This window comes from Stenotrophomonas sp. 99219_Sma, assembly GCF_056480785.1.
Genome location: NZ_CM151117.1, coordinates 2,677,583 through 2,691,551 on the forward strand (window position 1 = coordinate 2,677,583; position 13,969 = coordinate 2,691,551).

Consider the following 13,969-nt stretch of genomic DNA (forward strand, 5'->3'; position numbering starts at 1 on the left):
CCGGCACTACCGTAGATCGCGGGGTTGCCGGCCAGCGGCCGGCACTACCGTGGGTCGCCGGTGGTCAGCTGGAGCACCACTCGCATTCGCTGATGTCGATGTCGTTGGAGCGCACGTAGTAGGTGCTCTTCAGGCCTTCGCGCCAGGCACTCAGGTGCAGCTCCAGCAGCGTGCTGGCGCGGATCGTGCTGGGCACGTACAGGTTGAAGCTGATCGACTGGTCGACGTGGCGCTGGCGGCGCGCGTTCTGGCGCACGCTGGCGAACTGGTCGACCTTGTAGGCACCCTTCTCGTAGTACGGCCAGGTCTCCAGCGACAGGCCCGGTGCAGCCACCGGACGCCGGAAATCCTTCTTTTCCTCGTAGTAGAACGCGCTGTAGATCGGGTCGATCGATGCGGTGGAACCGGCAATCTGCGCGGTGCTCATGTTCGGCGCGACGGCCAGCAGCCAACCGTTGCGCAGGCCGTGCGTGGCGACCTCGCGGGCCAGGCTGTCCCAGGCCGCGCCGCTGTAGTCGCGATCGCTGAAGTAGCGGCCGTTGTGCCAGTCGCTGCCGGCGAACATCGGGTAGCTGCCCTTTTCCTTTGCCAGCTGCGCGCTGGCCTGGATGGTCAGGAAGTTGATGCGCTCGTAGAGGCGGTCGGCCAGCTCTTCGGCATCCGGCGATTCCCACTGGATCGCCTGCTGCGCCAGCAGGTGGTGCCAGCCGAACGTGCCCAGGCCGATGGCGCGGTACTTGCGGTTGGTGATGGTGGCCTGCGGCACCGGCAACGCGTTGAGGTCGATCACGTTGTCGAGCATGCGCACCTGGATCGGGATCAGGCGCTCCAGCACATCGGTGGCCAGCAGGTCATCCGGCGCACTGATCGCCCGGCCGAGGTTGATCGAGGAGAGGTTGCAGACCACGAAGTCACCGGCACGGCGTGTGGTGACGATCTGGTCGCCGCTGACGATCTCCTGGATCATCCGCGTCGGGCTCATGTTCTGCAGGATCTCGGTGCACAGGTTGCTGGAATAGATCATGCCCGCGTGCTTGTTCGGGTTCCGGCGGTTGACCTCGTCGCGGTAGAACAGGAACGGGTTGCCGGTCTCCAGCTGGCTGAGCATGATCCGCTTGAACAGATCGATGGCCTTCACCGTGCGGCGGCTGATGCGCTCATCGGCCACCAGCTCGGCGTAGCGGTCACGGAAGCTGCCCGAACCACGCTTCTCGTCGTAGAAGTCCTGCAGGTACCAGCCCTTGGCCTGCTTCACCTCGTGCGGGTCGAACAGGTACCAGTCGGCGCGACGCTCGACCGCTTCCATGAACAGGTCCGGCACGCACACCGAGGTGAACACATCGTGCGCGCGCAGACGCTGGTCCCCATTGTTGAGGCGCAGGTCCATGAAGGCTTCGATGTCGCGGTGCCAGATGTCCAGGTACACCGCCACCGCACCCTTACGCTGGCCGAGCTGATCAACAGACACCGCAGTGTTGTTGAGCTGCTTGATCCACGGCACCACGCCGCCGGAGGAATTGGCCACGCCACGGATCGGCGCGCCGCTGCTGCGCACATAGCCCAGATAGGCTCCAACACCACCGCCGTGCTTGGACACACGGGCGATATCGGTGTTGGAGTCATAGATGCCCTGCAGGCTGTCGTCCACCGTGTCGATGAAGCAGCTCGACAACTGCCCGCCCACCTTGCCGGCATTGGCCAGGGTCGGTGTGGCCACCGTCATGTACAGGTTGGACAGCGCCCAGTACGCCTCTCCGACCAGCTGCATGCGCCGCTCGCGCGGCTTTTCCTCCTGCATCAGGTACAGCGCGATGGTCAGCCAGCGCTCCTGCGGCAGTTCGTAGACCTCACGGCTGCGGTCGCTGGCCAGGTAGCGCGTGGCCAGCAGGTACAGGCCGTTGTACGCGAACAGGCGATCGCGTTCCGGATCGATCATCTCGCCGGCCTGCTGCAATTCTTCCTTCGAGTAGCAGCGCAGGATGTCGTTGCTGTAGATGCCGCGATCGGCCAGGCTTTCCTGCAGGCCCACGTAGGAGCCGTACTTCAGGCCGACGTCGTAGAAGCGGTTGCGGCTGGCGCGCTTGTACAGGCGACGCAGGTAGATGCGCGCGGCAAACTGTTCCCACTCCGGCGCGACCAGGTCCACGCGCGATTCGGCCTCGCGGATCAGCAGATCGACCAGGTCATCGGCGCTGATGCTCGGTTTGCGTTCGACCATCGCCTGCACTACGCGGCGGTAGTCGCTCACATCCAGCTGCGGGAACTCGGCATGCACGGCGTCGATGCTGCGCTGCAGGCGCTCGGCCTCGAACGGCAGGCGACGGTTGCCGGCCTCCTTGGTGATCCAGGTCGGCACGCGCTCGCCACCGGCGCGCAAGGCGTCGCCAGCGCCGGCCAGATCGGCCACGCGGAAGGTACTGTCGGTCATGGTGGTGAAACTCCAGGCTCGCACGCGCGTCGGCGGTCGATGCCATGGCGGCCCTGCACGCGATACCGGCGCACGGGGCGGTCGGGGTGGGATGCCAAAGCGCGGGAACACCAGATCGTCGGCAACAGCCTGCGCCTGCGGCCGGTATCCGGGCCGTGGGGGCGATCTGGGTCCGCACGATGGCGGCCGCGTCGACACGGCAAGCCTTCAGGGGCGGGCCGCGGGACGTTTGCTGCATGTCCGGCGGCGGCGGCTGACCGGGAGTGACGGCCACAACATAGTGGGGATACTCGGAGCCGTCAACACAAGATGCGGTAATCAGCACATGTCGCGACGATCAGTCGCAGGATGCCGTGTTGCACCGGCGGCGCCTTGTCGACATCCCCTGCGTCCCCAGTTCGGTACAACATCAACTTTCCCCGGAACACCGCCCATGCGCGCTGCCCAGTACCCCTCCTTCGGCGACCCGGCCGACGTCCTCGCCATTGCCGATGCCGCCCTGCCCGAGCCCGGCCCCGGCGAGGTGCGCATCCGCACCGTGCTGGCCTCGATCCACAACCACGACCTGCTGACCGTGCGCGGCCTGTATGGCTACAAGCCGACGCTGCCGGCGATCGGGGGCAGTGAAGCACTGGGCGTGGTCGATGCACTCGGCGATGGCGTCGACGGCCTGCAGATCGGCCAGCGGGTGGCCGCCGCCTCGGTGCACGGCACCTGGGCCGAGGCCTTCATCGCCCCGGCACGCATGGTGATTCCGATGCCGGAGGCGATCCCGGACGAAATGGCCGCGCAGCTGATCGCCATGCCGCTGAGCGCGCTGATGCTGCTGGAATTCCTGCACGTCGAAGCAGGCCAGTGGATCGTGCAGAACACCGCCAACGGCGCGGTGGGCAAATCGCTGGCGATGCTGGCGCGGGCGCGTGGCGTGCATGTGGCCAACCTGGTGCGCAATGCCGATGCGGTCGCACAGTTGCAGGCATTGGGCATCGATCATGTGTTCGACACCTCGGTGGACGGCTGGAAGGATCGCGTGCGTGAGGCGACCGGCGAAGCGCAGGCCGCGGCCGCGGTGGATTCCATCGGCGGCGACGCCAGCGGCGATCTGGTCGACCTGCTTGGCCACCACGGCACCCTGGTGTCGTTCGGTGTGATGAGCGGCGAACCCATGCGCATTCCCGCCGGCGGCCTGATCTACAAGGAAGCCACGGTGAAGGGCTTCTGGGGCAGCAAGATCAGCCAGGCGATGGCGGTGGAGGACAAGCGCCGGCTGGTTGGCGAACTGCTGAAGCGCGCGGCGAGCGGCGAACTGACCCTGCCGGTGGAGCAGATCTTCGCACTGGACGACATCGCCCAGGCAGCAAAGGCCGGTGCGGGTTCGGGCCGCAATGGCAAGGTGCTGCTGCGGCCGTGATGGGCTGGCACTGCCTTCTGTAGAGCCGAGCCATGCTCGGCTGCTTTCCTGTCAGTGTGCGGAGCCGAGCGTAGGCTCGGCTCTACAGGAGCGTGCGGACCAACGGTCCGCACCCACCGAGAGCAAGAAGCAGCCACTTCGTTAAGAACCTGTGATGTATAACTGAATGCGCTTTCGTCATTGGAAGGCGCACGTGGCTGCGTGCGGTACTGACGGCTCCTCCCCCGTTCGGCGTTGTCGCTTCCATGTACCGCACCACCCTGAACCTGCTTGCCGGCGCGATCGCGCTGGGACTCACCGCCGGCGCTGCCGGCGCCGCTGAAACCGCCGACACCGGCAAGGACAGCACCACCCTCGGCACCGTGCTGGTGACCGGCTCCAACATCAAGCGCAGCGATACCGCCGGGCCCAACCCGGTGCAGATCGTCAGCCGCGAACAGATCGAACAGACCGGTCGCTCCACCCTTACCGATGTGCTGCGCAACCTGTCGGCCAATGCCGGCAACAGCTTCGACGAGCAGTACACCGGCAGCTTCGCCGCCGGTTCTGCATCGATCGGCCTGCGTGGCCTGTCACCGAAGAACACGCTGGTGCTGGTCAACGGCTATCGGGTGTCCAACTTCGGCTTCGCGCTCAACACCCAGGACACCTTCGTTGACCTCAATGCGCTGCCGATCAGTGCGGTCGAGCGCATCGAAGTGCTGAAGGATGGCGCCTCGGCGGTGTACGGCTCCGACGCCATCGCCGGCGTCATCAACATCATCCTGCGCAAGAACTTCCAGGGCGTGGAGGTCGGCGGCGGCTTCGGTACCGCCACCCAGGGCGGCCTGAACGAACGCAAGGCCAACCTGCTGGCCGGCTTCGGTGATCTGGAACAGCAGGGCTGGAACGTGCTGTTCGGGCTGGATCTGCTCAAGCGCGACCGCCTCGATGGCGATGACCGTGCCTATACCCGCAGCGGCGATTTCCGCGACAAGCCCGGTGGTCGCCTGGCCGGGTGGTCCACTGCCGGTGGCAACTGGCTGAGCAACCCGCGTGCGCCGCAACCGTTCGCCAACTGCCCCGACGGCAGCCAGCTGCGCCCGTACAGCGACTTCGGCAGCACCCTGCCCGGCCAGGCCTGCGCCTTCAATGCGCAGCCGTTCAAGACCCTGCAGCCCGGCGCCGAGCGCCTGCAGGCGTCGCTGAGTGCGACCTACCGCTTCAATGACAGCGTCGAGGCCTTCGCCGATGTGCTGTACAGCCACAACAAGGCCGACCAGATCTTCAGCGCGCCACTGACCGTCGGGCCGGGCCTGCGTGCCTACAACCCGGCCACCGGCACCCTGATCGATGTGCCGGCGGTGCTGCCGGTCGGCCACCCGAACAACCCGGGCAGCACGCCGCTGCCGTTCGAGTACACCTTCTTCGATCTCGGCCCACGCCTGAAGGACAACACCCAGGTGTTCTACCGTGCCCTGGCCGGGGTGCGCGGCAGTGGCGAGCGCTGGGATTGGGAAGTAGCAGCGCTGACCTCGCAGAGTGCACAGCGCGAGTACGTCGACAACTTCGTCAACCGCTACGCCTTCGAGCAGATCCTGCGCGATGGCAGCTACAACTTCCTCAACCCGTCCAGCACGCCCGGGGCGCTGGATGCACTGCGCCTGCAGACCAAGCGTCCGGGCTGGTACAAGCTGCACGCGTTGAACGTAAAGGCGTCGACCACGCTGTGGGAGCTGCCGGCCGGTGCAGTCGGCTTCGCCTGGGGCGCCGAGTTCCGCAAGGAATCATTGGATGCGCGCACCAGCGCACAGGTGCTGTCGGGTACCGAGCTGCGCCCGGCCATCAACGTGGTCAACGGCGAGCGCCAGGTCAGTGCCGCCTACGCCGAACTGAGCGTGCCGCTGCACCGCACTCTGGAGCTGCAGGTGGCCGGTCGTGGCGATCACTATGACGACTTCGGCAAGGCGTTCTCGCCGAAGGTGGCGCTGCGCTGGCAGCCGCTGGACAGCCTGCTGCTGCGCGGCTCGTTCTCGCGCGGCTTCCGTGCACCGTCGCTGCCCGAAATCGCGCCGGGCCAGACCGTCAGCTACGGCTCGGTGATCGATCCGTTCGACCCACTGCAACCGGGCGGCAGCCGCGGCGTGACCAACATCCGCACCGGCAACCCTGACCTGAAGGCCGAGCGCTCGCGTAACTTCAACGTGGGTGCGGTGTGGTCGCCGGATGGCGATACCAGCATCGGCCTGGACTGGTACCGCATCGAACAGGACAACCTGGTCAAGCCTGACAGTGCGCAGTTCATCGTCGACAACCCGACCCTGTTCCCGGGCCGCGTACAACGCGAGAACGGACGCATCCAGTTCATCACCAACCAGTACGCCAACCAGGGCGAACTGACCACCTCGGGGCTGGATCTGGACGCCAGCCGCACCTTCCGCACCGACGGTTGGGGCAACTTCACCGTCGCCGGCAGCTGGACCCACCTGCTCAGCTTCAAGCAGCCGCTGGTGGCCGGCCAGGCCCCGTATGAAGGGGCTGGCAACAACCGCCATGGCGCGCTGCCGCGCACCCGCGGCACCACCTCGTTGAACTGGGCGGTGGGCGACTGGAGCAGCACGCTGAGCCTGCAGTACGTGAGTGGCTACGACCAGCGTGTGGCGACGGCCACCAGCAACCCGGGGCTGCGTGACCGCATCAAGCCGTATCACCAGCTGGATCTTTACGTGGCCTACGAAGGTATTCCCAACACCACGCTGTCGCTGTCGGTGCTGAACCTGACCGACAAGGACCCGCCGTTCGACCCGGCCGGTGGCTCCAACGGTTTCGACATCAGCCAGTACAACCTGCGCGGGCAGTTCGTCTCGCTGGGGGCGCGCTACCGGTTCTGATGCGATATCGGGGCGGCGGTGATGCGCCGCCCCGTTCGCGTTGCCGGCCAGCGGCCGGCACTACCATCAACGTGCATCAGCGGCTCAGGTGCAGGAACTGCAGGTGCCGTTCGTACTGGCTGATGATGTCGTTGATGATCTGCTTGCGGCTGTAGCCGACCAGGTCGTAGTCCTGACTGCCTTCGAACAGGTGCACTTCAGCGCGGTAGTAGCGCTGGTTGCGCAGCTGCTGCGCGGCGAACGACGGGGTCAGGTAGCCACTCAGGATCACCCGGTACAGGAAGTCCTGCTGCTCGCCGTGGTTCACCGTCAACTCCATGTCGCCGGCCTCGAAGCGCGTCGCCACATCCCAGCCCTGCCCGCGCAGCTGTTCGGCCACCGCTTCCATCGCCGGCTTCACGGTGTCGTCCATGAAGCGGTAGACCTGGTCGCGCACCGGGAAGTGCATGGCCTGGCTCAGGCGCTGGCGCCAGCCCTGGTGGTGGCGGTCGTCACCGATCAGCGGCGAGGGACGGTACTGCAGCGCGCGCTTGCGGTGCGATTCGTCACTGAAGGCGCGGGTCAGGCCCCACATCATCAGCAACAACACCGCCGAGAACGGCAGCGACGCCAGCACCACTGCCGATTTCAGCGCATCGATGCTGCCGGCCAGCAGCAACCCGGCGGTCAGCACCGCGATGACCGTGCCCCAGAACACGCGCAGCCAACGCGGACCATCATCCTCCGGCGCCCCGCCATGCGAGGACAACGTGGACAGCACCACCGCGCCGGAGTCAGCCGATGTCACGAAGAAAATGAAACTGACGAACACCGTCACCGCGATCACTGCCTTGCTCCACGGGTAGCCGTCCAGCAGCGCGTACAGCACAGTGGGTGGATCATCCACCGCCAGTTGCGCCAGTTGCTGCTGGCCATGGTGCAGCACCTGGTCCAGTGCACTGTTGCCGAAGATCGACAGCCACGCCAAGGTGAAGCCGAGCGGGATCAGCAGGACGCCGAACACGAATTCGCGGATGGTGCGGCCACGCGAGATGCGGGCGATGAACAGGCCGACGAACGGCGCCCAGCCGATCCACCAGGCCCAGTAGAACACCGTCCAGCCGCCCAGCCATTCCGGTCGGCCGCCATAGGCGTACACATCGAAACTCTTGCCGACCACGCTGCCGAGGTAGTCGCCCAGGTTCTGCATCAGCGTGCTGAGCAGATACTGGGTGGGGCCGGCGCACAGCATGAACAGCACCAGCGCGATCGCCAGCAGCATGTTGATGTTGGCCATCCAGCGCACGCCCTTCTCCACGCCTGAAACGGCCACAGCCACCGCCGCGCCCATCATGCTGACCACCAGGATGATCTGCACCAGGTTGGAGTGCGGGATGTTGAACAGGTGCGACAGGCCGGCGTTGAGGTGCAGCACGCCGAAGCCCATGTCGGCGCCGATGCCGAACACGGTGGCGACAATGCCCAGCGCGTCCACGGTGTAGCCGATCGGGCCATTGATGCGCTTGCCGATCAGCGGGTACAGCGCCGAACGCAGGGCCAGCGGCAGGTTGTGGCGGTAGGCGAAGTAGGCCATCGCCATCGCAGCGAGTGCGAACACGCCCCAACCGTGCAGGCCCCAGTGCAGGAACAGCAGCTGCATGGCCTGGCGCGCGCCGGCCTCACCGGCCGCCGGATCGCCCTGTGGCGGCTGCAGGTAATGGGTCAGCGGTTCGGAGACGCAGAAGAAGAACAGGGTGATGCTGATGCCGGCGGCGAACAGCATGCCGGCCCAGGAGAGATAGCTGAACTCCGGCTCGTCATGGTCGGCACCGAGCTTGATGCCACCGTACTTGGACAGCGCCACGCCGACCACGAACACCAGGTAGAGGGTCATCGCCAGCAGGTAGTACCAACCGACATTGAGTGCGGCCCAGTCCTGCGCCTTGACCAGAAGGCGGCCCGCACCGAGCGGGAACAGGCTGACAAACAGCGCGAACGCCACGACAACGATCGCCGCGAAGGCGAACACAGGTCGAAGAGTGCGCACCGGGGATTGTTGCGGCTCCAGTACTTCCATGGGGCGGCGTTCTCCGGTAGATCAAAGGGTTAGCCGACCGATTCTGGCTGAACCGCAGTGGACAGAGCATGAAGTTGCAGCCTGTGGTCACAGGCCCGGCCCACCATTCCGTGTTATCACGCGCGCGCCGAAGCGCGCCTGCGAGCGCGGCCGCGCGCGGACCGCGTGCATCGCGGCCACGCGCGTACTGTCCAATCACGACATCACATGCACCGCGCACAGCTTGTTGCCATCCGGATCGCGAAGGTAGGCCAGGAACAGCTGCCGCCCGGCCATGTTGCGGATGCCGGCCGGGTCTTCGATGGCGGTGCCACCGTGGCTTACGCCTGCGTCCTGCCAGCCACGCACGGCATCGGCGCTGTCCAGGGTGAAGCCGATGGTGCCGCCATTGGCATGGCAGGCCGGCTCGCCATCGATCGGTGCGGTGACGATGAACATGCGACCGTCCTTGAAATACACCAGGCGCCCCTTGTCATCGAAGACACCCGGACGGGCGCCCAATGCGGTGAACAGGGCATCGTAGAAGCGATGGGCGACGTCCATGTCGTTGGTTCCAACGGTGATGTGGCTGAACATGCGGGCACTCCCTGCGGAAAGACCGCAGTGTCGGCGAGCGAGGCGGTCATCGCAAACGCCCTGGCCACTGCCACCTGCGCAGGGTTTGTCGTGCGCCGCGCGACCATTCTATAATGGGAATCATTCTCATTAATGATCGATGCCGATGGCCGTGCCCGCCGCCTCCAGCACTGCGCTGGCGGGGTTCTACCGCGAACACCATGGCTGGCTGCTGGGCTGGCTGCGCCGCCGCACCCACAACGCCGACTGCGCCGCCGACCTGACCCAGGACACCTTCGTGCGCCTGCTCAGCCGTCGTGTCGATCCGTCCGAACTGCGCCTGCCGCGTGCCTATCTCAGCACCATCGCGCACGCGCTGCTGGTCAATCACTGGCAGCGCGCGGATCTGGAGCGCGCCTACCTGACGGCCTTGGCCGCGCAGCCGGAGCCGGTGCATCCATCGGCGGAGGAGCGCACGCAGGCGCTGCAGCTGCTGCATGCCATCGCCGACATGCTGTCCGGCCTGGCCGAACGCCCACGCCGTGCGTTCCTGCTGGCACGACTGTCTGGCCTGGGCTATGCGGAGATCGGCCAGCAACTGGGCGTGTCCGAGCGCATGGTCAAGAAGTACATGGCGCAGGCGATGCTGCATTGCCTGCGCCTGTCCGGCGACGCCACGGCATGAATGCCGCACTGGCCAGCCCGGCGCTGGAGCAGGCGGCAGAGTGGTTCGCGCTGCGACAGCAGGGCTGGAGTGACAGCGACCAGCAGCGATGGCACGCATGGCTGCATGCCGATGCTGGCCACGCCGACGCGTGGCGCCGGGTCGAGACGGTCTGGCAGTCCTTTGCTCCACTGTCGGCACCGGCTGCTGCCACGGCACTCGATGCTGCCGGACGTCGCCGCCGTCGCGCGCTTCGCAGCCTCGGTGGCGCCCTCGGCATCGGTGCGGTCTCCCTGCTCGGCCTGCACGGGCTGCGCGAACAACGCGGCCTGCAGACACAGCGCACCGCTGCCGGGCATACCGGGCAGTGGACGCTGATCGACGGCAGCCAGCTGTGGCTCAACGCCGACAGTGAAGTCACGATCGACATCGGCAGCGGCCGCCGCGCCCTGCATCTGCTGCGTGGCGAGCTGCTGCTGCAGACCGGCCACCATCCCGCATTCACCGGTCTGCCCCTGACCGTGCATGTGCCGGGCGCACGCCTGCAGCCGATCGGCACCCGCTTCGCGGTCGGTCGCGAAGCGCAGGGCAGCCGGTTGGATGTATTCGAGGGCGCGGTGCGCTGCCTGCCGATGTTTGGTGCGGCGCTGGATGTGGCTGCCGGAGGCGCGGTGCGGATCGGCCCGATGGGCGGGCTCACAACGGTCGCTGCCGATCCTCTGCGCGGTGACTGGCAGGACGGACGACTGCAGGTACAGGACACGCCTTTGATCCGCGTCATCGATGAGCTGGCCCGCCACCATCAGGGCTATCTTGGCTGTGATCCGGCGCTCGCCGCATTGAAAGTCACGGCAGTACTGCCACGCCTGGACAGCACCCAGGCGCTGCATCTGCTGGCCCGCGCCCTGCCGATCCGTGTCGAGCAGCGCTGGCCGTGGTGGACCGTCGTGCGTTCGCTTTGAAATCGCGGTTCCCTTTCTGCGCGCTCACCGGGCACTACAAGGGAACCCATTGCGGATGTTGCCGCCCCCATGAAACTGCCCTGCCCCTCCCCTCGCCCCCTGGCCATCGCGCTGTGCCTGGCCATGGCCTCCCCGTGCCTGCTGCCGGCCTCGGTCCATGCACAGGAGACCGCCGCGGTCCGCTGGCAGATTGCGCCCGGCCCGCTCGACCAGGCCCTGACCGCGTTCGGCCAGCAATCGGGCCTGTCCATCGCCGCCGACGCACGCCTGACCCGCGGCCGCCACAGCAGCGGCGTGCAGGCCACGCTCGGTACTGACGCCGCATTGGCGCAGCTGCTGGCCGGCACCGGCCTGGCCTTCCAGCGTGATGCCAGCGGTGTGGTGCTGCAGGCGGCACCCACCGCTGAAGCCGGGGTACGCCAGATCGGCACCCTGCGCGTGGCCGGCCAGGCCAGCGAAGGCGCTTCACCGTGGGGCCTCGCCGATGCCGATGCGGTCTACCGTGACAGCGGCTCGCGCGTGCACCTGGACCATCAGCAACTGGAACGCTTCCGCGGCCAGTCGATCGGCGACGTGCTGGCCGGTGCGGTGGGCGTGCACACCGCTGACGTTCGCAACGGCGGTGCGCTGGACGTCAACATCCGCGGCCTGCAGGGCCAGAACCGGGTGCCGGTGATCATCGACGGCGGCCAGCAGGCCATCGACGTGTACCGCGGCTATGCCGGCGTGCAGCAGCGCAGCTATCTCGATCCCGATCTGATCAGTGCGGTCAGCATTGAAAAGGGACCAAGCCTGGCCGCCAACGCCGCCAGCGCGATCGGCGGCGTGGTCTACATGGAGACGCTGAAGGTCGATGACATCCTCGACGATGGCCAGACCTGGGGCCTGCGCGTGCGCGGCGGCGTGGCCGACAACAGCATCGACCGCACCCGCACCTTCAAGCAGATCGCGCGCGGCAGCGAAAACCGCAACAGCCTGCGCGACCCGCGCGACTGGAATGGCAGCGTGGCCTTCGCCCAGCGTGGCGAAGACTGGCAGCTGGTCGCGGCCTATGCGCGGCGCCGCCAGGGCAACTTCTTCGCCGGCAGCAACGGTGCGCATCGCTACGACAACCAGCACCTGTCCAGCGGCGGTACCGGCATGTCCAGCCAGGCCGTATCCAAGCTCTTCCATCCGGGCGATGAGGTGCTCAACACGCATACCGACAACGAATCGGCATTGCTGAAATTCACCTGGACGCCCAACCCGGACCAGCGGTTGGAGCTGAGCCACCGCTACTTCAACTCCAGCTTCGGCGAGATCATGCCGTCGGCGATCGGACGCGTGGGTGAGTCCAATGAATGGGTGACCTACGTGGATAAGGCCAACACCATGTTCCAGTTCGAGCCGGGAAAAATGCGGGTCAACGCCACCTCGCTGCGCCACCGCTACCGGCCCGAGGCACATCCGTGGCTGGACCTGAGCAGCACGCTGTGGTTTACCACCGCCACCAGCCGCATGTTCAACAGCAACATCGCCAACACGCCGCTGTTCAAGGACGTGCCCAACGACCAGATGCCGGACACGCTGGGCGAAACCTACGGCCCGGGACTGCAGTCGGACGTGAAGACCCAGCGCTGGGGCGTGGACAGCAGCAACACCACGCGCTTCAGCAATGCTCTGGGCGACTGGACGCTGCGCTATGGCGCGTCCTTCCAGCACGAGGACACGGCGCCCAACTCACCGGTGCTGCCGGTGGATTTCAACAACAACCGCTACCTGCGCTCGGGCACACGCCGCGAAGCCAGCGTCGTCGCCTCGCTGCAGTGGCAGCCCTGGGACTGGCTGTCGCTGACTGCCGGCGGCCGCTTCACCGACTACCGCACCCGCGACCGCAACCGCGTCGCTTTCGTCAGTGAATCGCGCGACCTGCGCTACACGTTCGCGCGCCTGAGCAAGGGCGGCCAGCTGCTGCCGGGCTGGTACAAGGAGTGGTACCCGGATGCACAGGGCAACTACACCTACGACTCGCTGCGCGCCACGCCCTATGGCGACAGCACGCTGGGCCAGGCCTACGATTTCGACGGCTTCATTCCTGATCCGCGCGGTGCCAACGGTTTCTATACCAAGCAGATTCCCACCGCCTGGGGCTACAAGCCGGCGATCCGGCGCTCCGGCCACGGCTTCGCGCCCTATGCCGAAGCACGCTTCAACCTCGATCAGGACATGTTCTTCTACGTGAAGTACGCGCAGGGCTGGAAGATGCCCAGCCTGTTCGAGTCGACGCTGGGCAACAGCACCTCGGCACCGGTGGCCGACCTGAAGCCGGAGAAGAACCGCTCGTGGGACATCGGCTTCAGCCTGCTCAAGCAGGACCTGTGGCGCGACGGCGACCGCCTGGCGTTCAAGGTTGCCTGGTTCAAGAACGATATCGACAACGCGATCACCCGTCGCTTCGATTCCAGCAACTGGGCGTTCTACGTCGACAACGTCGACAACTACACCGTGTCCGGCTACGAGCTGCAGTCCGGCTATGACGCCGGCATCGCCTACCTGGACCTGTCGGCCAGCTACTATCAGCGCGCGCGCACCTGCGATGCGGCCACCGCCAAGCGCCTGCGCGAAGACCCGTATGCGAAGTGGAGCAAGCTGGACACCACGCCGGACTGCGTGGACGGCGGCTTCGGCACCTCGTTCGTCAACGCACAGAACCCGCCGAAGTACTCGATCCACAGCACGCTCGGCTTCCGCCTGTTCGACAAGCGGCTGGATACCGGCATCCGCCGTACCTACAACAGCGGCCCCACCCACGAACTGGACAAGCCCTGGAACACCACCGGTTCGACCGGCCTGCAGAACATCTACCTGCCGACCGCGATCTATGACTTCTACGCACGCTGGCAGTTCACGCCGCGCAGCGAAGTGGAGCTGGTGGTCAGCAATCTGCGCAACACCTACTACATGGACACGCTGGCGATGAGCCTGATGCCGGGCCCGGGCCGCACCACGCGGCTGAACTTCACCGCACGCTTCTGACTGCTTCA

8 protein-coding genes are annotated in these 13,969 nt (G+C 66.5%); 5 read left to right on the top strand and 3 right to left on the bottom strand.

The features are described from left to right. Positions 1 to 64: 64 nt before the first annotated feature. Positions 65 to 2,428, bottom strand: coding sequence for a ribonucleoside-diphosphate reductase subunit alpha (locus tag ACZK13_RS12295; RefSeq protein WP_253143729.1), 2,364 nt, complete (start codon positions 2,426 to 2,428; stop codon positions 65 to 67). 433 nt (positions 2,429 to 2,861) lie between these two features. On the opposite strand from ACZK13_RS12295, the gene ACZK13_RS12300 reads away from it, so the two are divergent. Together ACZK13_RS12300 and ACZK13_RS12305 are read left to right on the top strand one after the other, a co-directional pair. Next, positions 2,862 to 3,839, top strand: coding sequence for a zinc-binding dehydrogenase (locus ACZK13_RS12300; protein ID WP_253143728.1), 978 nt, complete (start codon positions 2,862 to 2,864; stop codon positions 3,837 to 3,839). 245 nt (positions 3,840 to 4,084) lie between these two features. Beyond that, positions 4,085 to 6,709, top strand: a complete 2,625-nt coding sequence (locus tag ACZK13_RS12305; protein WP_478481723.1) for a TonB-dependent receptor — start codon at positions 4,085 to 4,087, stop codon at positions 6,707 to 6,709. Between the two features lie 76 nt (positions 6,710 to 6,785). Here the strand turns inward: ACZK13_RS12305 and betT are convergent, their stop codons facing one another. Both betT and ACZK13_RS12315 read right to left on the bottom strand, forming a co-directional pair. Next, complete coding sequence (betT, locus tag ACZK13_RS12310; RefSeq protein WP_049400600.1) at positions 6,786 to 8,765, bottom strand: choline BCCT transporter BetT; 1,980 nt, start codon at positions 8,763 to 8,765, stop codon at positions 6,786 to 6,788. Positions 8,766 to 8,960: 195 nt separating this feature from the next. Beyond that, positions 8,961 to 9,341, bottom strand: coding sequence for a VOC family protein (locus tag ACZK13_RS12315; protein ID WP_006372781.1), 381 nt, complete (start codon positions 9,339 to 9,341; stop codon positions 8,961 to 8,963). 145 nt (positions 9,342 to 9,486) lie between these two features. Between ACZK13_RS12315 and ACZK13_RS12320 the strand changes: the two genes are divergently transcribed. The 3 genes from ACZK13_RS12320 (at position 9,487) to ACZK13_RS12330 (ending at position 13,961) form a co-directional block, all read left to right on the top strand. Then, positions 9,487 to 10,005, top strand: a complete 519-nt coding sequence (locus ACZK13_RS12320; RefSeq protein ID WP_032970849.1) for a sigma-70 family RNA polymerase sigma factor — start codon at positions 9,487 to 9,489, stop codon at positions 10,003 to 10,005. Beyond that, the gene (locus tag ACZK13_RS12325) at positions 10,002 to 10,946 is read left to right on the top strand and encodes a FecR family protein (protein ID WP_253143726.1); all 945 of its coding nucleotides are present in this window, start codon (positions 10,002 to 10,004) and stop codon (positions 10,944 to 10,946) included. The genes ACZK13_RS12320 and ACZK13_RS12325 overlap by 4 nt, the downstream gene beginning before the upstream one ends. 69 nt (positions 10,947 to 11,015) lie before the next feature. After that, positions 11,016 to 13,961: a TonB-dependent receptor gene (locus ACZK13_RS12330; protein ID WP_253143725.1), complete on the top strand. Its 2,946-nt coding sequence runs from the start codon at positions 11,016 to 11,018 to the stop codon at positions 13,959 to 13,961. Positions 13,962 to 13,969: the final 8 nt, after the last annotated feature.